The organism is Capsulimonas corticalis (assembly GCF_003574315.2).
In the GTDB taxonomy this organism is placed as follows: Bacteria; Armatimonadota; Armatimonadia; order Armatimonadales; family Capsulimonadaceae; genus Capsulimonas; species Capsulimonas corticalis.
The window spans coordinates 4594243-4615858 of record NZ_AP025739.1 but is presented as its reverse complement, the minus strand read 5'-3'; the positions used below and the strand labels follow the sequence as shown (position 1 = coordinate 4615858).

Annotated in this window: 22 protein-coding genes; 12 read left to right on the top strand and 10 right to left on the bottom strand. The window is 63.7% G+C overall.

The genetic code is table 11. The features are described 5' to 3' along the window. Window positions 1-76 precede the first annotated feature (76 nt). The 5 genes from D5261_RS19835 (at window position 77) to thiD (ending at window position 4442) form a co-directional block, all read left to right on the top strand. Window positions 77-898, top strand: coding sequence for a thiazole synthase (locus D5261_RS19835; RefSeq protein WP_119324097.1), 822 nt, complete (start codon window positions 77-79; stop codon window positions 896-898). Between the two features lie 179 nt (window positions 899-1077). Continuing rightward, entirely contained in the window at window positions 1078-1686 is a 609-nt protein-coding gene (locus D5261_RS19830) for a thiamine phosphate synthase (RefSeq protein ID WP_165864552.1), read from the top strand. Next, window positions 1683-1883 (top strand): sulfur carrier protein ThiS, encoded by a 201-nt coding sequence (gene thiS / locus D5261_RS19825; protein ID WP_165864553.1) that lies wholly within the window; start codon window positions 1683-1685, stop codon window positions 1881-1883. Before D5261_RS19830 ends, thiS begins: the two co-directional genes overlap by 4 nt. 1 nt (window position 1884) lies before the next feature. Beyond that, window positions 1885-3012, top strand: a complete 1128-nt coding sequence (thiO, locus tag D5261_RS19820; protein ID WP_119324100.1) for a glycine oxidase ThiO — start codon at window positions 1885-1887, stop codon at window positions 3010-3012. Continuing rightward, window positions 3009-4442 (top strand): bifunctional hydroxymethylpyrimidine kinase/phosphomethylpyrimidine kinase, encoded by a 1434-nt coding sequence (gene thiD, locus D5261_RS19815; protein ID WP_119324101.1) that lies wholly within the window; start codon window positions 3009-3011, stop codon window positions 4440-4442. The genes thiO and thiD overlap by 4 nt, the downstream gene beginning before the upstream one ends. 125 nt (window positions 4443-4567) lie before the next feature. Here thiD and D5261_RS19810 read toward each other — a convergent pair whose 3' ends face one another. After that, window positions 4568-4948, bottom strand: coding sequence for a hypothetical protein (locus D5261_RS19810; protein ID WP_125206262.1), 381 nt, complete (start codon window positions 4946-4948; stop codon window positions 4568-4570). 195 nt (window positions 4949-5143) lie between these two features. Between D5261_RS19810 and D5261_RS19805 the strand changes: the two genes are divergently transcribed. Further along, a complete protein-coding gene (locus D5261_RS19805; protein WP_119324103.1) occupies window positions 5144-5413 on the top strand; it encodes a hypothetical protein in 270 nt (89 codons plus the stop codon). Window positions 5414-5519: 106 nt separating this feature from the next. Here the strand turns inward: D5261_RS19805 and D5261_RS19800 are convergent, their stop codons facing one another. From D5261_RS19800 to D5261_RS19785, 4 genes are read right to left on the bottom strand one after another with little or no spacing between them, the layout of a single operon-like run. Then, window positions 5520-6431, bottom strand: a complete 912-nt coding sequence (locus tag D5261_RS19800) for a dihydroorotate dehydrogenase (RefSeq protein ID WP_119324104.1) — start codon at window positions 6429-6431, stop codon at window positions 5520-5522. Beyond that, a complete protein-coding gene (locus D5261_RS19795) occupies window positions 6425-7228 on the bottom strand; it encodes a dihydroorotate dehydrogenase electron transfer subunit (RefSeq protein WP_165864554.1) in 804 nt (267 codons plus the stop codon). Before D5261_RS19795 ends, D5261_RS19800 begins: the two co-directional genes overlap by 7 nt. A 23-nt stretch (window positions 7229-7251) precedes the next feature. Then, the gene (locus D5261_RS19790) at window positions 7252-9828 is read right to left on the bottom strand and encodes a VWA domain-containing protein (RefSeq protein WP_119324105.1); all 2577 of its coding nucleotides are present in this window, start codon (window positions 9826-9828) and stop codon (window positions 7252-7254) included. 21 nt (window positions 9829-9849) lie between these two features. Next, entirely contained in the window at window positions 9850-10575 is a 726-nt protein-coding gene (locus tag D5261_RS19785) for an HAD family hydrolase (RefSeq protein ID WP_119324106.1), read from the bottom strand. An 87-nt stretch (window positions 10576-10662) separates the two neighbouring features. Here D5261_RS19785 and D5261_RS19780 point away from each other — a divergent pair, with 87 nt between their 5' ends. Beyond that, the gene (locus tag D5261_RS19780) at window positions 10663-11790 is read left to right on the top strand and encodes a hypothetical protein (RefSeq protein WP_119324107.1); all 1128 of its coding nucleotides are present in this window, start codon (window positions 10663-10665) and stop codon (window positions 11788-11790) included. A 69-nt stretch (window positions 11791-11859) separates the two neighbouring features. Continuing rightward, window positions 11860-12141, top strand: coding sequence for an EscU/YscU/HrcU family type III secretion system export apparatus switch protein (locus tag D5261_RS19775; RefSeq protein WP_119324108.1), 282 nt, complete (start codon window positions 11860-11862; stop codon window positions 12139-12141). 32 nt (window positions 12142-12173) lie between these two features. Here D5261_RS19775 and D5261_RS19770 read toward each other — a convergent pair whose 3' ends face one another. The 5 genes from D5261_RS19770 to D5261_RS19750 form a co-directional block, all read right to left on the bottom strand. Further along, window positions 12174-13265 (bottom strand): branched-chain amino acid ABC transporter permease, encoded by a 1092-nt coding sequence (locus tag D5261_RS19770; RefSeq protein ID WP_218025735.1) that lies wholly within the window; start codon window positions 13263-13265, stop codon window positions 12174-12176. 34 nt (window positions 13266-13299) lie between these two features. After that, window positions 13300-14448 carry a branched-chain amino acid ABC transporter permease gene (locus D5261_RS19765; protein ID WP_119324109.1) on the bottom strand — a complete coding sequence of 383 codons (1149 nt, stop codon included), beginning with the start codon at window positions 14446-14448 and terminating at the stop codon, window positions 13300-13302. Between the two features lie 13 nt (window positions 14449-14461). Next, a complete protein-coding gene (locus tag D5261_RS19760) occupies window positions 14462-15700 on the bottom strand; it encodes an ABC transporter substrate-binding protein (RefSeq protein ID WP_119324110.1) in 1239 nt (412 codons plus the stop codon). Between the two features lie 144 nt (window positions 15701-15844). Then, window positions 15845-16198, bottom strand: a complete 354-nt coding sequence (locus D5261_RS19755) for an STAS domain-containing protein (RefSeq protein ID WP_119324111.1) — start codon at window positions 16196-16198, stop codon at window positions 15845-15847. A gap of 55 nt (window positions 16199-16253) precedes the next feature. Continuing rightward, entirely contained in the window at window positions 16254-18476 is a 2223-nt protein-coding gene (locus D5261_RS19750) for a hypothetical protein (protein ID WP_119324112.1), read from the bottom strand. Between the two features lie 129 nt (window positions 18477-18605). Between D5261_RS19750 and D5261_RS19745 the strand changes: the two genes are divergently transcribed. The 4 genes from D5261_RS19745 (at window position 18606) to D5261_RS19730 (ending at window position 21616) form a co-directional block, all read left to right on the top strand. After that, window positions 18606-19355, top strand: a complete 750-nt coding sequence (locus tag D5261_RS19745) for an MTAP family purine nucleoside phosphorylase (RefSeq protein WP_119324113.1) — start codon at window positions 18606-18608, stop codon at window positions 19353-19355. Between the two features lie 114 nt (window positions 19356-19469). Beyond that, entirely contained in the window at window positions 19470-20027 is a 558-nt protein-coding gene (locus D5261_RS19740) for a hypothetical protein (protein WP_176587335.1), read from the top strand. 11 nt (window positions 20028-20038) lie between these two features. Then, window positions 20039-20665: an LptA/OstA family protein gene (locus D5261_RS19735; protein ID WP_119324114.1), complete on the top strand. Its 627-nt coding sequence runs from the start codon at window positions 20039-20041 to the stop codon at window positions 20663-20665. A 3-nt stretch (window positions 20666-20668) separates the two neighbouring features. After that, window positions 20669-21616: a hypothetical protein gene (locus tag D5261_RS19730; RefSeq protein WP_119324115.1), complete on the top strand. Its 948-nt coding sequence runs from the start codon at window positions 20669-20671 to the stop codon at window positions 21614-21616.

Here is a 21616-nt window from a genome sequence, read left to right as displayed (position 1 = left end):
GAGTACGCGTAGCGCGGGCTGGGTTTGCTGCGGGGCGCGGTTTGCCCGGAAAGATTGTAAAACGGAGTAAAAACACATGGCGACACAAGTCATCGCGGAGCGTCCGCAAAACACAGATCAAGAAACCACCTCAGATTTGCTAACCATTGGCGGCAAGACGTTTCGTTCTCGTCTCATGCTGGGCACAGGCAAGTATCGCAGCGCGGAAGAGATGAACGCGGCGCTGGAAGCGTCGGGGTGCGAAATCGTGACGGTGGCGCTGCGGCGGATCGATTTAGACCAGCCGAAGCGTAGTATTCTTGATGAGATCGACTGGACGAAGTATCATATTCTGCCCAATACAGCGGGGGCGCGGACGGCGGACGAAGCCGTACGTACGGCCCGGCTGGCGCGAGCGATGGGGCTGAGCGACTGGATCAAGGTCGAAGTGATCCCCGACGCCAAGTATCTGCTGCCCGATCCCATCGGAACGTTCGAGGCGTGCAAGGTTCTGGTGGAGGAAGGCTTCGTCGTCCTCCCTTATATCAACGCCGACCCCGTGCTGGCGCTGCGGCTTCAGGAGATCGGGACGGCGACGGTGATGCCGCTGGCGTCGCCGATCGGCAGCGGACAGGGCATGAAGACGGTGGAGCAGATTCGCATCATCATCGATCAGGCGACCGTTCCCGTCGTCGTGGACGCCGGGATCGGCACGGCGTCGGAGGCGGCGCAGGCGATGGAGCTTGGCGCATCGTCCTGTTTGATCAATACGGCCATCGCCCGCGCCGGCGATCCCGCCCGCATGGCCCGGGCCATGCGGCTGGGCGTGGACGCCGGCCGCGACGCCTATCTCGCCGGCCGCATGCCGACATTGCCCTACGCCTCGGCAAGCAGTCCGCTGGAAGGGATTGTGCGATGACGGAGGACGCAGGATACCGCCCGGCCCCCACTGGGAGTGCAGACCATAATTTCGAGAACGCGTCAAATCCCCTCTTACTCCCCTCTCCCAGAATTGGGAGAGGGGCTGGGGGTGAGGGCCGCACGTCAGCAAATCTATGGTCTGCTTCCCCAGCGGGGTCCGAGGGGCATCCTATCCTCATGCTCGTCACCGAGCCGCATCCTCATCTAGAGATAATTGTCTCTCAAGCGGTCATGGGGGGCGTGGATATCGTGCAGTGGCGTGACAAAGACGCAGGCGCGCGGCCACTGCCATCGATGCTGCGTCAGGCGGCTTGGCCAGCGCTCTTGATCGCCAACGCACCGGCGGAGATCGCGGCGCGGCTTGGCGTGGACGGGCGGCACCTGCCGGAGCAGAGCGCCGTTACGGTCGCGGAGGCTCGCGAAGCGCTGTGCCCGAGCGCACGTGTTGGGCGGTCGGCGCATAGCATCGCGGCGGCGGTCGCCGCGCAGGCGGAAGGGGCGGACTATGTGATCGCTGGGACGATCTTTGCGTCCCGGTCACACCCGGAAATTGCCCCGGCGGGGCTGGAGTTTCTCCGCGAGGTTTGCGAGGCGGTGAGTATCCCCGTGATCGCAATCGGCGGCGTGCTTTCGGAACGTGTCGCCGATTGCCTGGGCGCCGGAGCCGCCGGGGTGGCGGTGCTGTCGCCAATCCTGCTTGCCGCCGATCCGTGCGCGGCGGCGACTGAATATCGCCTGGCGTTAGACCAGGCGTTGGAACGACTGCGTCAGGAATGGAAACCATGAAGATTATCGTAAATGGAGACGAACGCGCCTGCGATGAGGGCGCGACAATCGGCTCGTTTTTGGAAGGGCGCAATCTGCCGTCGAAGATGGTGGTGGTGGAGTACAACGGCGAGATCCTCCGGCGAGAACTCTATGGCGAGACATCGCTGTCGGAAGGCGATGTGCTGGAGATTGTCCAGATGATGGCGGGCGGATAACATGTCCCGGTCCAAACATTTCGACGTGGTGATTGTAGGAGGGGGCGTGATTGGCCTGTCGCTGACCGTGAGGCTCGCCCAGCGCGGCGTGCGTGTCGCCGTCGTCGATAATCACCTGCCGGGACAGGCCACCCACGCGGCGGCGGGCATGCTCGCGCCGCTGTCCGAAGCGAGCGGCGACGGGCCGATACTGGAGCTTGGACTTGCCAGCCTGGAGGCGTATCCCGACTTCGTCGAACAAGTTGCGGTGATCTCCAAATTGCCGCTGCGCATCGAAGGCAATGGCCTGCTGCGCATCGCGCAAAGCGACGATGAGGCCAAGCATCTGAAAGCGGCGTTTCACCGCCGTTCGCACCTCTCCCTCCCACAAGAGCTGCTGACGGCGGAAGATCTCCGAGAGGCCGAGCCGCTGCTGTCGCCCGCAATCGCGCTGGCGGTGCGCTCGCCCGCCGAGCGTCATATCCAACCACGCCTGCTGCTGGCCGCGCTGTGGAAAGCCGCCGAAAATCTCGGCGCTGAGATCTTCGCGAGCGAAGCCGTCACGTCCATCCTCCACAATGGCGCGCGGATCCAGGCCGTGCAGACCGAATGCCGGACCGTTCCCTGCGGCCAGTGCGTCCTGTGCGGCGGCGCCTGGTCCGCCGCTGCGGCGGCGATGCTGACCGGAACAACCTTGCCCGTCACTCCGCTCAAGGGGCAGATCGCCGTATTGGAACTCACCGGCTCGCCTCTGCTGCGCCATACGATCTACGCGCACTCGCGCTATCTCGTTCCTCGCGACAATGGCGAAATCGTGATCGGCGCCACGGAGGAGCCGGAGGCCGGCTTTGACGCCGCGACACATCCCTACACCATTTCGCGGCTTCGACTGGACGCCGAGGCGCTTGTTCCGGCCTTGAGCGGCTTGCCGCTTTCATCGGCGTGGTCCGGCCTCCGGCCGGCAAGCCCCGACGGTCTGCCGATCCTTGGCCGCCTTCCCCACTGGGACAACGCCCACGCCGCGACCGGGCACGGTCGCAACGGCATTCTCCTCGCGCCCCAGACGGCGGATTTACTCACCGCCTGCATCCTGGACGGACAGGATCCGCCTCAGGCTTTTTCTCCCCAGCGTTTCGAGGCTCGATCATGACAGCGCCCATCGTACTCACCATCGCCGGCTCGGACCCCAGCGGCGGCGCGGGCATTCAGGCGGACCTGCGCGCCATCGCCGCGCTGGGCGCGCACGGTCTCTGCGCCGTCACGGCGCTCACCAGCCAGAACAGCGCGGGCGTGCACAGCGTCTTCGTCACTCCTCCTGAGATACTTGCCAGTCAATTGGAGAGCATTTTGGCGGACACACGTCCAGACGCCGTGAAGATTGGAATGCTGGGCGGCGCGGACCAGGTGGAAGTCGTCGCGCGCTCCATTCAGAAGTACGAGCTGACCAATGTTGTGCTCGATCCCGTGCTGGCGTCCACCGCTGGCGTCCCGCTGCTCGATCTGGAAGGAAAGTCCGCGCTGATTCGCGCGCTGCTGTCGCGGTGCGCCGTGGCGACTCCCAACCTCCAGGAAGCGCAGGCGCTGACGGGAATCGCCATCGAGTCGGAAGAGGACGCCGCGCGCGCCGGATACGCCCTTCTCTATCTCGGCAGTCCGGCGGCGCTGGTGACTGGCGGGCACTTTGCCGAGGAGCCACAAGATGTCCTCGTGACGGCTGGCGGCGCGCACACGCTTCGTGGCGAGCGCGTCCACACACGACATACTCATGGCACGGGATGCTTGTTTTCCACGGCGCTCGCCACGCATCTCGCCTTCGGTTTGGATCTGCGTGAGGCCGCCGCGCACGCCAAAGACTTCGTGGCGCGGTCGCTGCGCAACCCCGTCGTCATTGGCAAGGGGCGCGGTTATCCATCGCCTTCCGGCGCCGATCCAACTCCGTCCGCAAAGCATGCGGAGCGATTGGCGAAAATCCGTGGGGTTTATGTCTTGACCGATCCCGACCTGCGCCCGGATCGATCGCCGCAGGAGATCGTGGCGGCGGCGCTGGCGGGCGGGGCGCGCGTGGTCCAGCTGCGCGACAAGCATCGGCCGACGCCCGAACTGATCGCGCTGGCGCGTGAGCTTCGCCGCCGGGCGCATGCGGCGGGCGCGCTGCTGATCGTCAACGACCGCGTCGATGTCGCGCTGGCGTCGGACGCCGACGGCGTACACCTTGGCCCCGACGACATGTCCGTCGCCGACGCCCGACGCCTGCTCGGCCCGGACAAAATCGTCGGCGTCTCCGTCTCCTCCGTGGCGGAAGCAGCGCCCCTCGCGCCCGACGCCTCCTATCTCGGCGTCGGCGCCATCTACGGCTCCACCACCAAAGACGACGCCGGCGCGCCCGTCGGCGCGCCGCGCATTTGCGAAATCGCCGCCGCCTTCCCCCGCCACCCCATCGTCGCCATCGGCGGCATTGGAACAACAAACATCGCCGAAGTCGCCCGCGCCGGCGCGCATTCGGCGGCGGTCATCTCCGCCATCGTCTGCGCCGAGGATATGGAAGAAGCAACACGGGAATTGGCGGCGACGTTTGAATGACCTACGCCTGTGCTTCGCGTACTTCCTTGCAAAGCGCCAGAGTGGGTTTGCTGGGATGGAGTTGCCACGGAAGGGACCGGCAGTAATTCACGCGGACAGACACGAAGGCCAGAGATGCTTTATTCTCACTCCCCGCCATAATGCCTCATAAACGCTCCCCGAACTTTCCGCGCCTCGGCGCGCGCAATCCTCCCGAGCTCTGGCCTCACAATCGCTAACTCTTCCAGAAACGCAGCCTGACGCTCATACGCCGGCCGCTCGTAGCGCTGCATGGGATGAGTGCGCGTGACCATGCCTGCCCAGAAGGACCATGTTTTGCCGAATGGGTTTTGCCGCGTGTGCCAGTGTTCGTGGACCAAAGTTCCGGCGAGGGAAACCAGCGCCGTCTCTCTGTTCCCCTGAAATGGTTCCGGTCCGAATACAATCGCACGCAGCAGAGTCGTGTGGGCGCGATCGGCGAGGCCTGCGTCAAAGCGCAGACGCCGGCGCATCAAATCCGTGACCACTCGGCCGCCGCCAGGGAGGCAGTCGATAAGATTGAGGGCTTCGCAGAGTAGGCGTTGATGCTCCCTCGAAAAACCCGTATGATTGACAACTAAAGATTCTATAAAATTCCCCGAATATTATTATATGAAATGGGGTATAATTGTTAAGTGAGTGTTAAATGCACTCCGCAACAAAATACGAAGGAGGAAATCACATTGCCGAAGCTCACGAAAATCGGAATTGTTCCCGTGGAATGGAACGCAGCTGCGGACCGCTATTTTTCTGCGGAAGAAAATGACTACGCCGAAATTTTCAATCGTATGAAGCCTGTTCTGGACCCCATGATGGTCACGGTTGGCCCTGGAGCCAAGGCCGGCGGTAAGTATCCCTGGGAGGGGAACGACCCGAAGACCGGACGCCGCTATGTTGCCCGCAAGCAGCGCGACGCGGACGCCGTTAGCCTGGAAGAAGTTGTTGACGCCTAATCTTGGCGCCGAACCTGTAGAATCGCTATAATTATTTAAAATTCGGATTTCGGAACATATGCAAAAGGCCCGCCGGCTCAGTCCGGCGGGCCTTTTGTTGTGTGGCCTAACGCGTCACGGCGCCGATCAGCTCGTTGACATCGTCAATCCCCTGCTCCGCCAGGAACTTCTCGATCCCATTCGCCACGTCAATCGCCGCCGTCGGATTGATAAAGGTCGCCGTGCCGACCGCAACGGCCGTCGCGCCCGCCAAGAGGAACTCAATGGCGTCGTTAGCAGTCACGATCCCGCCCATGCCCACAAGCGGAATGTTCGGCAGCGCCTGATGCACCTGCCAGACCATGCGCAGCGCAATCGGCTTGATCGCGGGGCCGCTCAGGCCGCCGGTGACATTCGCCAGGCGGAACTTGCGCTTGCGGATATCGATCGCCGTGCCCAGCAGCGTATTGATCAGCGACAATGCGTCCGAGCCGGCGTCCGCCGCCGCGCGGCCGACGCTGACCACATCGGTGACATTCGGGGACAGCTTCGTGATCAGCGTCAGATCCGTCGCCTTGCGCAGCGCCGTAATCAGCTCGAAGGTCAGCTTCGGATCGACCGCGAAATCGCAGCCGTGCTTGACGTTCGGGCAGGAGATATTGATCTCCAGCGCATGCACGCCGCCGGCTTCCGTCAGGCGCTCGGCAAGATAGACATAATCCGCCACTTCGTAGCCGACAAGGTTGACGATAATCGGGACATCATACTGCCGAAGAAACGGCAGTTTCTCCTCGATGAAGTTATCGATGCCGCCATTTTGCAGGCCGATCGCGTTGAGAATGCCGGAGGACGTTTCGATGATGCGCGGCGTCGGGTTGCCCAGGCGCGGCTCGCGGCTGGTGCTCTTGACGACACACGCGCCGAGCGCGCTCAGGTCCAGCGCTTCCGACATCTCGCTTCCAAAACCGAACGTTCCCGAACCGGTCATGACGGGGTTGCGCAGCGTGAGCTTCCCGATTTTTACAGACGTATTTACCATATCACCTCCCCGGCTCCGAAGACCGGACCATCGGTGCAGCAGCGCACACGCCGTCCGTCCGCCAGGTCCACCACGCACGCCATACAGACTCCCATCCCGCAGGGCATTCCCACTTCCACCGAAAGCTGGCAGGGCGCGCCAAGCTCCAGACAAAGATCGCTGACCGCATGCATCATCGGCGTCGGTCCGCAGCAATACACCGTCACGGGATTACCCGATTGCTCCTCCAGCACGAGCCGGAGCGCATCGGTCACGCGGCCGCGCATTCCGTGCGAACCGTCCTCCGTCGTCATCCGCGCCGTGACGCCCGCTTCGGCAAGCTCCGCCTCGCACAACAACAGATCCTTGTGACGCGCGCCGATGATAAACTCGATATTCGCGCCTGGATCGGCTGTCAGAAGTTCTTTGGACAGGAAGACCAGCGGCGGAACACCGTAGCCGCCGCCCACCATCACATGGGTCGCGCCCTCGCGCGAATCGGGCTGGAAGATCTTGCCGCCGAGAGGGCCGACGAGGTCGATCTCATCTCCCGCACGCTTCTTCGCCATGCCGCGCGTCGTCGCGCCGACAATCGAGAACAGCATACTGATCTCGCCGCGCTCGCGATCGACCGTGTAGATACTGAAGGGCTTGCGCAGGAATGGATCGTAACCGTCGCCGACGCTGACGTTGACGAAGTGGCCCGGTCTCGCCAGCGCCGCGACCTCGGGAGCGTGACATGTCAAAACGCGGTGGTCCGCGATGATCTCGTCGTTGGAGATCACCGGGACAAGATATCGTTGTGCGGAAACAGGCATCGCAATCTCTGTCCTTCTATTCATTACTTCGACGCGCGCAGTCCGCGCGCCCGCCAGACCAGTTCGCCCAAAAAGCAAAAAGCGCTGAAGAGCAGCAGCCACGGCGTAAGATCGCGTTCGGCCGTCACCCAAAGCGTCTGGCCGCGAAACACGCGTCCCGCCGGCTGCGCGTACACGCCGCGCGCCTCGGACGCAAGCCGGATCAGACGCGGCCGGTCCGGCCGGGCTTCGAGAAACTCTGGCGAATATGGTACCACGAATTGGGCTGTTTTTGAGCCGGGCGCCCCCGAACGATGGGATATGCCCACGGAATAGCCGCCGATTTGATCTAAAGGAAACCTTCCCTCCGCACTCCGCGCGTCCATCGGACTGAGCGTCATCGGCGCCCGGACGCCGTGCGGCGATGTCACAAACGCCTGCCAATCACGGGCGTCGGCGTCGTTTTTCGCGGTAACCGTCACACGCCCCGCCCCATCTTGCTCGTCCACATGAAGATTGGCGCCGCCATCCGTGTCGCCCTTTGCGAACCAGCGGAGCAGCTGAGCCCAGAAGGCACGGCGGCCCCGCCACCCGCTCCACGACGCCGTCCAATGCTCCGCGCCGTCGGAGGCGAAGGCAAACGTCCGCGCCTCGCCGAAATGGCCGTAAGCCAGGATCGGCTCCCGGCTGTCGGCAGTCGCCAGGGCCACGCCCGCCCCCGTTTTGGCCCGAATAAAATCGTAGCCCAGCACCGGCGGGATCGTGTCCAGCGGCAGTCCCGCGAGCATCGGCGCTCCCGCCGAAGCCGCTAGCGCTACACGCCGCTCCAGAGAGAGCTTTGTCTGTAGATGCTGCGCGTCTCGAACGAACAGCGCGGGAAGCTGCTCGGCTTCTTCCACGATCAGCGATTGCCCGCCGCCGGCGCTCGCCAGCGCGCGCTGAAATGCGGCGTCCTTGTCCGTTTCGCCGCCAATCCCGCAGACTGAGACGGTGACGCCCGCCGCTTTCATCCGGCGCGCCAGCGCGATGCAGCCCTCGGGCTGCTCGGAATCTCCCGTGTCGGCCACCAGAATCACATGGCGGACCGGCGCATCGGAGCGCTGAAGAATGGCGTCGGCGTCCTCCAGAGCCGTGCGGCAGTAGATGCCGCCGCCGCCCGCCGAAAGCGCATCGATCGTGTCTTCCAGGGGCTGCGTATTGGCGGCGGTCTGCAAGGGCAGTACGACTTGCGTCTGCTCCCGCACCGCCGTCACCGCGATCTGATCGTCCGGCTTCAAGGCGTGCATCAACTGCACGGCGGCTTTCGCCCCCAATTGCAGCTTCTGAACCCCGTCTTCCAGCTGCGCCATCGACCCGGAGGCGTCCAGCGCCACCACGATCGCCGCGCGCGGCGTTCGCGTGTCGCCCTTGCGGTCCATCTCCACCGGAAGCGCCGGCTCCATTGGCGTCCCGGCATAGCCGCCGCCCGCAAAGCCCCGCTCGCCGCCGATCATCCCCAGACCGATCCCCTCGTCATGGACGGCGTTTTGAATGGCAAGCATTGCGGACGCTCCTAATTCCTGCGCCGTCACATCCCCCACCACCACGCCATCGAACTGCGAAAGGTCTTCCAATGTGTCTGGCGAGTTGACGGGAGATCGCACGACGATTTCGATCCCGTCACGCGCCAATAGTTCGCGCAGGCCCACGCCCGCGACGCGGTCCATGGTCAGATATAGCACTCGCGCCGACCCTGCGGCCCGAACCGTGGCATAGACGGCGTTGTTCGAGGGAATCGTGTCGCTGGGTGTCGAGAGGCTCACATCAAAGCGCTGCGATCCCGGACGCGTCATCGTCCGCGTAAACTCCCACGCACTGTCCCCCGCCGGCAGATGGACGGCGCGGCGCTCCGCGAAACGCCCATCGACGCCCAGCGACAGCGTCGCCGCCTGCGCCCGTGAGCTCCAGGCATGAACGGGGATTGCGAACGGCGTACGAACGGCCACGCGGGATGCGAGCGCGAGGGGTTTTAACAGAGCTTCGGGCGGAAGGAATTTGTCCGAGGGAAAGATGTCGGCGACATCCACGGCAATATGGTTTGCCTGCAATGCGGGTTCCAGGGACGCCACATTTCCTGCGGTTTCATTGCCGTCGCTGAGCAGCACGATCTTCTTCGCGCGGTCCGGCGGAAACAGCGCCAACGCCAGACGGAGCGCATGCTCCAAATCCGTGGCGTCCTTGACAACGCCCCCGGAGCGCAGTGAATGGATCTGCTCCACCAGAGTCGAAGGCGCGGCCGCCGCGCGCGCATCCCGCGCGAACACGACCACGCCGGCAACATCCGACGGGCGCTTCGTCGCCAATGCGCTCTGGAGATATCGCCACGCGCGCGCCCGCAATTCCGGCGTCATCGAACGCGAAACATCTACCACGAAGATCACGCAGAGCCGATCGGATTGCCCGACATACGCCGTCCCCGCCAGCGCCGCCAAAATACCGATCAGCGTGAGAGTTCGCAGCGCGGCGGTAAACCAAAGCGCGTGGCGGCGCAGGCCCGAGTATCCGAGCCGCGCCGCCCAAATCAGCACGAGAATCACAAGCGGGACGAGAGAGAATATCCGAGGATCCTGGAAGGTCAGCAAGGCTTCCCCATGGTGCGCACGCTATGCGCGATTGGGTTCGTACAGTTCACGCACGAATGACAGCATTTGCGCGAATGTCGTAAATCGAGGGCAATCGGCGTTGGGAGCGCGCCCGCGCCAGTCGAACAAGGCGGCCTGCATGCCGGCGGCGCGCGCGCCGACCACGTCCAGTTCGTAGAAGTCGCCGATGTGGATCGTTTCCTCGGGCGCGACGCCGGCCTGCGTCAGCGCCTCCTGGAAGATTCGGGGGTCAGGTTTTGTGCAGCCGACAATATCGGAGACGGCGAGCGCATCCAGGTGCTCCCGCACTCCCATTTCCGTCAGCAGCGTCTCCAGATCGATGGTCCAGTCGGAGACAACGCCGATCTGAAAACCCTCGGATTTGAGCGCGCGCAGCAAGGACGGAATCTCTTCGCGCAGTTCGCGGACATAGGGAACGGCGGCGTAAGCTTGCTGGAGCTGTATCCACTGGTCGTCGTCCAAAGCGGCGGCGCCGAACCGCTCCCACAGGATATCCATGCATCGGCGCGCCACTTGCGGATCATCTTGCGTTTCGCCCAGCACGTAGCGCTCCAGCGCATAGTCTTCCACGTGACGGAACGCCGCGTCCATCCGCGCGCGCTCAAAGTCCAGGCCACAGGCCGTCGCGGCGATGTGGACTCGATCGATTTGGCTGGGGTTATCGAAAACCAATGTGTCGCCAACGTCAAAAAAGATCGCGCGTATTGGCGATTTATGGTTCGTCATCTGATGTTCCTAAGGAATTCCGCCGATAATAAACTTAGGTTTCAGAGTTCGCCGCAATCCGCGTCGCTTCCTGCTCGGCTAGTCACTATGCGCATCGATTCATCCATGGATATGGGGAAGCCAACCTTCCCGGGAGCAGCGCTCGGTTTCATCGGGGGCCTGTCACGTCTCGTCCAGGACAAAGCCGCGGCCGTGCTGGCCGGCGCGCCGCCGACACCGGCCGACCAGCGCAAAACGATGACGATGACGCCCGATATGCTGCGCTCGGTCCTGCTTTCGCTCGGCGCGCCCGCGAGCACGCAGAACATGGATATCGCGAAGGCCTTCACGCAGCTCGGCCTTCCGCTCAATTTACCAACCATCGCCGCCGCCCACGCGGCGCTCGCCGCCGCGCCGGGAGCGCTCCCGATGGCCTTCGCGTTAGCGACCGCGAACGATCTGCCGACCAGCCCGGCGGCGCTGCGCGCCTTAAGCGTCATCATCAACGGCATCCCCGCCAGCAAGAGCCTTCCACCCGAGGTCATGCACTGGCTCGCGCTCAATCTGGAGGCCGGCGCCGATCCGGACGCGCTGTCCGCCCAGCTGCACGCGCAGGCGCGTCAGGTGGGTCAAAGCACCGAGAACCGCATTTTGCACGCAATGAAGAACGGCGACGACGTTTCTTTCATTCGCGACCAGCACTCCGCCCTGCTGGGAATCGCATCGACGGTCGGCGACCGAGCGATCCGCAGCGGCGCCGACGCCCTCGCCTCGCACATCGAGGGCCAGCAGTTGCTCAACCAGGCGGCGGTCCGCGCGCATGACGCGCCGGCGAATATTCCGATGTATCTCGCGATGCCGCTGCAGTTCCCCGGCGAACAGACCATGGTCGAGATGCACTTGACTCCATGGGACGACAGCGCGAACGTGGACGACATGCCCGACGACACCGCTTATCTCCATGCGACGGTTCGTCTTACTACGACGCGCCTGGGACTGATGGAATTCGCGCTCAGCGGCACTCTGGAAGGACGCCTTTCCTGTCACGTTACCTGTGAGAAGCCCGCCACGACGCGCTTATTCTCGCGGCAGACGGCGGAGCTCAGCCATTCGCTCGCCTCGCTCGGCTGGCCCGCGAGCATGATCACCTGCGCGACGCGCACCGAATGGGCGCCGCTCTGGCACGGCGGCGAAGCGCTCGTCACACCCCGCGCCTGCGTCGACTGGCGCGTCTAATCGAGAAAGCATCGACAGGCAGGGAAAACCGACTCAAAAGATTCCAGAAGCAAGCATAGTAATACAAAAATGCAAGACAAATCCAACAACCCGCCGGCAAAAAGCGCCGTGGCCCTGCGATATGACGGCGAAGGAAGCGTCGCCCCCAAGGTGGTCGCCAGCGGCAGGAGAATCGTCGCCGAGGAGATCGTCCGCGTCGCCAAGGAAAACAACGTCCACGTCCGCCAGGACCCCGCCCTCGCCGGAGCGCTGTCCAGCCTGGAAGTCGGCTCGTCGATCCCCCCGGAGCTGTTTCGAGTGGTGGCGGAGATTATTTCGTTCGTTTATCGGCAGAATGGGAAGCTGAGATAGGAAGCCCTCCCCCTCGGTCCCTCTCCCAGGCTTTAGCCGGGGGGGAGAGGGACCGAGGGGGAGGGTTTGCGAAACACTCCTCGCAGCGCGCCCCATTGTCCCTTGAGCCACGTCTTCGACACTTCATCCCGTCCAAAAATCCCCTGCGGCCGCGTCAGCATCAGCAGGATCAGCAGCAGTGGGTAGATGACGAGGCGGTACTCGTCCACGGAGCGCAGGACTTCGGGGAGGGTTGTGAGAAGGACGGCGGCGATGGTGACGCCGCTGATGCTGCCAAGGCCGCCGAGGACGACCATGACCAGGATGTCGATGGAGCGGACGAAAGAGAACTGGTCGTTGGAGAGGGACGGCAGGTAGAGCGCGAAAAGCGAGCCGGCGACTCCGGTGAAGTAGGCGCTGATCAGAAAGGCGATAACCTTGTAACGGGTTGTGTTGATGCCCATGGATTCGGCGGCGATCTCGTCGTCGCGCACGGCGAGGAAGGCGAGGCCGTGGGTGGAGAATCGCAGGGAGTAGGCCACCCAAAGGATCACCGCGACGGCGACGTAAACCCAGAGGAAATTGGTGAGGTGCGGGGTCAGGATCGTCGTGTCCCCGCGCGTGATGCCGTTGAACGACGTCGCGCCGTCCACGGCTTTGATGTTGCGGATAATGACCTGGATGATCTGCGCGAAGCCGAGCGTAATAATCGCCAGGTAATCGCCGCGCAGGCGCAGCGACGGCAGACCGACCACTAAACCGGCGGCGGCCGCCGCGAGGCCGGCGACGGTCGTCAGCACGAAGACAGGAACGATCTCATGGGCGATGCTGGGCGAAGAGCCATCGATCGGCAGTCCCGGGAAGAAGCGCGCGTGGCCATAGGTGGAGAAGGCCGCCGTCACGTAAGCTCCGATCGCGTAGAAGCCGATATGGCCGAGCGAAAACTGGCCGGTGAAGCCGTTCACGATGTTCAGGGCCACGGCCAGCACGATATTGATCCCGCAAAAGATCAGGATGCTTTCGCGGTACTGGCCGAACTTCGGCCCTTCGACAAATCCGTTCACCGCCATCAGCGCCGCGCCGATCACGACAATTGCGATCAGGTGGCGAACAAGCGGCGGAAGTTTCTTGATAGCGTCAGGCACGAGCGTACAAATCTCCTAAAACTACAGGGAGCCCTTAAACCTTTTCGGGGGCGAACTTGCCAAGCAGCCCCGACGGGCGCACCAGCAGAATGAGGATCAGCAGGAAGAACGCGACGGCGTCCCGGTAAGTGTCCGGCACGCCGATATACGATCCGTAAGCGACCACCATGATCTCCGCGATCCCCATGATCAGCCCCCCCAGCGTCGCGCCGGGGATGTTGCCGATGCCGCCGATGACCGCCGCCACGAACGCCTTCAGGCCGAAAGGCACGCCGATATAGGGATTGATCGCCGTTCCCGTCAGCGAGGTGACCATGACGCCGGCGGCGCCGGCCAGCACCGCGCCGAGCATGAAGGTGAAGGAGATCACGCGGTCGGTGTTGATTCCCATCAGCGCCGCCGCGTCGGCGTCGTACGACACCGCCCGGATCGCCTTGCCGATCTTGGTGCGCGTGACGATGAAGGTCAAGATCGCCATCAGCGCCAGCGAGAGGCCGAAGATCAGCATCGTCTCCAGACTGACGTCAACGCCGAGAACGCTCACCGTGCGCGGGATATGACGCGCCGGGTCAGGGATATTGACGATCGTCGGGAAGAAGCGCGGATCCGGCGTGAAGATGCTTTTGAGGTTCGCGAAGTTCTCCAAGAAGAGCGAAACGCCAATCGCGGTGATCAGCGCCGTGAGGCGCGGCGAGACGGTCGCGGTGCGGCGGCTTTGCGATGTCTTCAGGATCCAGGCGATGGCGCCCCAAACGATCAGGGCGATCGCAACGCATGAGGCCGGGTTGCGGTTGGCGTCCGCCGCGATCGAGTACGCGATGTACGCCGCCGCCGCGCCCAGAACAATCGCCGGAGCGATCCAGGCGCGCGTCCGCAGCGGGCGGTACGCCGCCTGTTCGATCACCAGACCGAGCAGGGCGCAGATCGCCATCGCGCAAAGGAGCACAAGGACGGCTCCAATCGGCGACGGCAAGCCGGCGGTGAAGATATGGTGGCTCGGCAGCCACGTTCCCACTAAGAACGCGGCGCCGAGGCCACCGTAAGCTCCGACCATATAAACGTCGCCATGGGCGAAGTTAATCAGCTTCAGCACCCCGTACACCATGGTGTAGCCGAGGGCGATCAGCGCGTAAATGCTCCCTAGCTGAATGCCGAAGAGAAGCTGCTCGGTGAATTGGTGCATGGATATTCGCTAATTACGGATTGACGGTCGTGACGTATTTGAAGGCGGCGCCCTTCACCTGAAGGACAACGGCCGGCTTGACGGCGTTGCGATCCGCCCCGATCGTGATCTTGCCAGTCGCGCCCGGGAAGTCTTTCGTCGCGGCGATGGCGTCGCGCAGCTTGGTCCGATACGCTTCGCTGGTGTAATCTCCGTCGGCGGGCTTGCCCGCGCGCTTGATGGAGTCGGCCAGGACCTGTCCCGCGTCGTACCCCAGCGCCGCCAGCGCATCCGGCTCGCCGTTGCTGTTCGCCGCCTTGAACGCCTTCACAAAGTTCTGGATCGCCGGATCGGGGTTCTCCATGGAGCTGTGGTTCGTAAAGTAGGAGCCTTCGAGCGCCTGCCCCGCGCCGCCGGCGCCCTCCACGAGCTTCGGCGAGTCCCAGCCATCGCCGCCGAGCAGCGGGACGGTGATGCCGAGCTGGCGCGCCTGCTTGGCGATCGGGCCGACCTGGCCGTAATAACCGGGAACGTAAATGACGTCCGGGTTCAGCGCTTTGATATTCGCGAGCTGCGAGTGGAAATCAAGGTCGTCCTTGGTGTAGGACGGATTGGCGACAATCGTTCCGCCCTGCTGCGTGAAGCTCTGGGTGAAGAACTTGGTCAGACCGGTGCTGTAGTCGTTCTGCTGATCCGTCATGATCGCCGCGCGCTTGGCCTTGAGCGTGTTGACCGCGAACTTCGCGGCGGCCGTGCCCTGGAACGGATCGATGAAACACACGCGGAAGATATATGGCCCGATCTGGGTGACTTTGGGGTTCGTGGAGGACGGCGAGATCATCGGGACCTTCGCGGCGTTGCAGGCGGGGGCCGCCTGGATCGACAGCTTGGAGGCGACTTCGCCGACGATCGCGATGGGCTTGTCCTGATTGATCAGGCGCTGGACGACGGTCAAAGCGCTGTCGGGCTTGCCCTCGTCATCATACACTTTGACGGTCAGCGGATGTCCGTCGATGCCGCCCGCCGCGTTGATCTGATTCACGGCGAGCTTCAAGCCATTATCCGTGGAGGTTCCGAAGGTCGATTCACTGCCGGAAAGCGAGCCGAACTCGCCGACGACGATGGGTGTTCCCGTCGCCGTACCGTTGGAGGTTCCGCCCGAACCAGCGTCGCCGGCTTTCGGCTTATCGTTGGCGCAGCCGCTCACGATCGCCATGGAGGCGCAGACCAGACCCAGTGTAAGCGTACGATTGACGCTGCCAATAATTCGCATTGTTTCGCCGTTTCTCCTCATCGATTATCTTAGTTTGACCAAAGGTTCTGAAAGCCGATCTCCGCACAGCAACGCGCGGAAAGGCGACTCTGGCCTTCCCGCGCGTCATTGCGTGTAGAAGTGTGATTGGTTATTTCCCGAAGCTCACGCGGCGAGGCCGAAGGACGCCTGCGCCTCCGCCGGATCGGAAAAAATGGTAAAAAGCTTGAACAAGCCGGTGACTTGAAGCACGCGCGCGACAATCGGCGACGGCGAAATGACGCCAAACTGTCCGTCACGGTCAGTCACCTGTTTGAGCGCCGCGACCAGCACTCCCAGCCCCGCGCTGTCGAGATACTCCAGCGCGGTCAGATCGACCAGTATCGCGGGATCCGTCGCCTTGATCAAAGGATCAAGCACTTGCCGAAGACGAGGCGCGCTGTAGGCATCCAGCTCGCCCCGCAAAAGCACCGTCGCAACGGCGCTTTCGTTATGGACATCAATATGCAGTTCGGCCATCGCCCACCCCCATCCGTGATGACGCAGGAGACCAGTTGAAAATACCTATTCGCAATTACGCAGGGCTTTTCCTGCCAAAGTTACCGCGAAAATTGCGCGCACTCACAATATATACCACGCAAGCCGCCAAAAGAGACATTGTCAGCAGAGTGAGATACAGGCCCGCCTGGAACGAGGCCGGGCGATAGACGAAATTCACGCGATGTCGGCCCGCGGACGGCAGCAGCATGGCGCGCAGAAAACCGTCGGCGGAACGGATCGTCGCGGGCCGGCCGTCCACCGTCGCCGTCCATCCGGGATGCATCGTATCCGCCAGCACCAGCGCCGCCGGACCGTCCGTGGTCACATCGATCGACACATGCTCCGGATCGAGATCGCGTATCTCCGAAACGGCGCGGATGGAGCGCCGCGAGTATTGCGGCCCGACAGCGCCGGCAATCTCCGTGTCACGCTGAAGGTCCACGGCGGCGCCCTGCCCATTGAGCCCCCGCGCGATCGTGAGCATGGCGTCGTGCGCGGAGCCCCCCGAAACGATCGAGCCGGCCAGCCGGCAGCGGGGCAGCCAGCGCGTGTTCAGCGACAGATGCTCCTGTCCGCTCCCTTCCTCGGGATGAGTGGCGAACGGCGCCGTAGGCGCGGTGAGAAGGGTTTGGACGCCGGGCAGCCTGGCGTCCGGCGGCTCGGTTCGGTCGGTGATGAGATAACGGACCGCCATGGCGCCCGCGTACGCGGCGGCGCCGTGGCGCTGGACGTCACTCGCATTCGGACCCAGCGCCACGGCGGTCCCGCCGGAAACCATCTGGGTGTCCAGGCGCGTTTCCGGCTCGTACCCGTAAGCGTCGGCGACGCCCAGCTCCATGCCGAGGTTCGGCGTCAGCGTCTCGCGCCAGAGCCGCCCATAACCAGAAAGATCGCTCTGATAGGATCGCTTCGCGGTAAACCGCTGCCAAACCCGCGCGCTGTCCGGCGCCATGATCCGCGCCTGATGCGCCCGCACCATCGGATCCGCGCGCACCGTCGCCGTCACCAATCCATGCGCCGCCATCGAGTTTTGGGAGGCCAGCGGGTAGATGTCTCCGCCGAAATGCGCGAGATCGACGAAAGCGATCAGGAGAACGACTGCCGAAACCCAGCGCGGCGCTTGCCCTGTCCCCCACCCTCGCCTCGCGGCGAAGGCTTTCGCGGCGTCCAGTCCGATCGCCGCCAGCAGCGCGGCCGCGACGGACGCCCACAGCAAGCAGCGCGCGGGATCGTGGAAGCTTTTGAAGCCCGGCAGCGCTTTATAAGCGACATAATACAGATGCCCGTCTTTACCCGTCGCCAGCCACACGCCCAGCACAAAGACGACGGTCCAGAACGGCGCCGCTTTCTCGGCGCCGCGCCGCCAGGCGCCGGCCATCGCCGCCAGCGCGGCGATGGCCGGAAGAGCGCCAATGTAACAGCATGTCTCCCAGAAGTTACCCCGCGCCGTAAAGTTATTCGCGATCGGATGCCCGTGCGCCGTGGGCGCTACGAAGTTCCCCAATTGATTCCATGGCAGATAGAACCGATCCACGATCTTGAAGCTGAGATTTTGCCGCCAGGCGTTCTGGTAAAGCTCGATCGTCGGCAGAAGCTGGCCGGCGTCCAAACACACGGCGACCAGCGCCGCCATCGCCGCGATGCTCACGAGACGCAGCACGCGCGGACGCGTCCAGGGACGAAGGCCGGGGATACGCCAGCCGCAATAGATCGCAACGAGATAGATCGTCAGCAAGGTGATCTGCGCGTGGGCCGCGAGAAGCTGCAAGCCCAGCGCCGCGCCCACGGCGAGCGCGTCGCGCCGGCGCAGGGTCGTCAGGGCGCGATCCGCGAAATACAGCAGCCAGGGGACGTACGCCTCGGCTTGCAGCATGTTGGGAAACTGCTCTTTGGAGACAAAGTGGCCGCCGAACATATAAGTAAGCGACGCCAGCAGCGCGGCGGCCCAGCCGGCGCGCGCCGCGCGCCGCGCCAGCAGATACATTCCCACGCCGGCAAGCCAGGCGTGCAGCGCGATATCCCACCCGATCGCCTGCCGGGCGCCCCAAATCCCAAACAACGCGGCGCCGGGATACAAAGGCCATGTCTGAGGATTGCCCACATACGGAGCGCCGCACAGAATCCAGGGGTTCCAAAGCGGGACACGCCCCGCGAGGAGACTCTGGTGGAGATGATCGAGCATGGGAACAAAATACAGGCCGATGTCGCCCCAATAAAGCGACTTGCCGGTGAAGAGTTGTTCGCGAAAGAAGATCAAAGAGCACAGCAGCAGGGCGAATGCGGAAATACCAGCTTGCCCCCGCCGCCGATTTCGTGTAGAATGAGTGGGTACATCTGCCATGAGTGTGGCGGATAGTGTATCCCCATTGGGAAAGGTTTGTCAATTATGCCCGTCGCGATCATCGGGGGCAGCGGTTTTGGAACGGCGTTCACCGGCGGCGAGCCCACGGTTGTGGAGACGGAGTACGGCGCCGCCAGCGTCATCCACGGCCGCACGGACGCCGGCGCCGACTTCATCTTTCTGGCGCGGCATGGCGCGGGACACACCGTGGCGCCGCACAATATTAACCACCGCGCGAATATCGCGGCCCTGCTCTCGCTCGGCGTCACCGCGATCTACGCCACAGCCGCCGTCGGCTCCCTGAAACTCGCGCTCTCCCCCGGCCACTTCGTCATCTTTGATGATTTCATCGATCTGACCAAAGGCGAGGTGCAGACATTCTTCAGCAAACCCGGCCGCGTGCGGCACACGGATATGGGGGAACCCTATTCGATGGAGCTGCGCCGAAAGCTGCTGGATACGGCGCGCGGAGGAGGAGCCGCGATGGTCCACTCGCGCGGAACGTATGTGTGCGTGTCCGGCCCCCGCTATGAGACGCCGGCGGAAATCAAGATGATGGCGGCCTGGGGCGGCGACGTCGTCGGCATGACCGGCGCTCCGGAAGCGATCCTCGCCCGCGAGGCGAGCATTCCTTATGCCGGCGTCGGGATCGTCACAAACTATGGATGCGGGCTCCGGCCCGGACATACGCTTTCGCACACGGAAGTCGAAGCGCAGATGGAGGTCAGCCGCGAGGGATTGCGCGCATGGCTGATGCGCGCTTTGGACGGCGCGTCGGGGGACGCCCGCCGTTAGGGTAGAATGACGGTAGATTGCGGAGGCGATCTCATCGTTTCCGTGTATGCGGGCTCTCGTTACGCAGATCATCTGCGCGGCGGCGTCGCGCTGAGCATTTTTGGAGAACGACACATGTTTTTATTGGCGCGAAGGTCGGGGATGATTTTGACGCTCGTGGCGGCTCTCGCCGCCGCGCTGGCGACGCTGGCCGGCTGCGGCGGAGGCGGGGGCGGCGGTGATGGCGGCGGCTCCAACAACACGACCACGGGCACAACCACCGGAAGCACCACGGGAACCACGACCGGGACGACCACCGGCACAACGACGGGAACGACTACTGGGACCACCACGGGAACGACCACCGGAACCACGACGGGGACGACGACCGGCGCGGCCTATACGGTCACGGGAACTCTCAAAGACACCGTAACTCTACAGCCGTTGACGGGACGCGTCGTTACCATTGTCGGAGCGCCAACGCTGACATCGACGACTGACGCGAACGGCGTCTTTAGCATTTCCAATGTGACCACGCCCAGCTCATTCCAGCTGCAAGTCAAGGAGCCGGTTCCGAGCACATTCGTGGATGGATCGATCACGGTCGATCCCAGCAAGTTCAGCGGCAGCACGAAGAATATCGGCGTGTTCACGTTCGACCTGTCCACCAACCCGCCGCCGCCGCCGCTTTAGATTGCCCTGTTATGATGAAGCTGCGGAACACGCAGACATGGCTGATCCTGCTGGCGATCGTGATTGCGGGCCTGACCATCTGGAGCTATCGTTCGCTGGGCCGATACCAGCCATTCGCGGATTTGATGAATCCGCAGATGAATCCGATGGGCCAGATGGCGCTTCAGATTTCGGACGCCACTGTCACGGGCCGCAGCGGCGGCCGCGTGCAGTGGCGCGTTCAAGCGAAGACGATCTCCGTCGGCCGTGACCATTATTCGGTCACGGCCGACGACGTTCATGATGGGGTTTTCTACGACGCCCACGAACGCCCAATCGTCAAAATGAGCGCCCGTCAGGCGGCGTTCCAATCTCCGGGCGGACTGGCCGGAGCCGGCTCCTCCACCTCCTCGTTTCTCCAATTGAATGGCGGCATTGAGGCGCGAATTCTGAAATCGGGCGGTCCGACATTCCGTACGGACCGGCTGGTTTGGGACGAAACGCATCATCTCATCCAGGCTCCGGGAGTGGTGCAGGCGGTGTTTCCAGGAGGAATGGGCGCGGCGACGGGATCGGCGATCAGCTTCGACACGCGCACGCAAAACCTCACGCTCCGGCGTCTTCACGGAACCTTCCGGATCGGCCGATTGGTAAATTAGCTTATGTCCAGCAGTAAACATCGCGCCATATGGGCGGCGGCGGGCGTCGCCGCCGTGAGCGCCGCGCTCGTCGCGGCCCCCTGGCGCACGCCCGCCGCGCAAAGCGCCGCGAACGCTGAATCCGGCGGCGACTTCGTCACCTATGACGCCGGCTTTTCCCGCTGGCTCAACGCCCCGCGAACGGTGGAGATGAGTCAGGGCGTGACGCTCAGCCAGGAAGACACTTATCTGAAAACCGACGCGGCGATCGTCAACCTCGACGATCAGCAACGCGCCCTGAACGCGAAGTCGCTCGCGCCCGTCCATCTTTACGATCCGCAAAGCGATCTGAACGGCAAGAACGGCTTCATCGATTTCACCCGCCACCTCGCGACGGTGCGCGATAACATCGTCCTGGTGGTCAAACCCAGCGCCAAGGACGCCGCCTCGCCGTCGACATCGCTGCGCAGCCGCTTCCATGACGCCGCGACCATGACGTGCGAGCTGATGACTTACGATTACAAGAAAAAGATCGGCACGGTCCCCGGCGCGCTGACCGTCCACCAAAAGAACCGCGTGCTGACCGCCGATTCGGGCCAGTACGACGGCAACGCCAAGAAGGTGACGCTGGTCGGGAACGTTCTCGCCCGCGACACCGAGGGCAATATCATCCGAGCAAGCCGTGTCGTCATCGGCGTCGACGAGAACGATGAATCCGTGACGATCCCGGTGCCGACACACGGCAAGTTCAAGACAAAGAATGCGGAGGACGCCGCCAGCCCCGGCGATGACGGCAAAAACGGCACGGGCCTGCTGCCTCCAATGCCCGTCGCGCCGCCGCCGACATCTTCAGGCCCGCCTCCGGCGAAGCCCGCCCCGACGGCTCCCACGGCGCCAGCGACCAAGCCGGATGCTGCTCCCGATCCTCAGACGCTGGCGGCGCCGGACACCGCTCCGGAGAAAGGCGGCTAA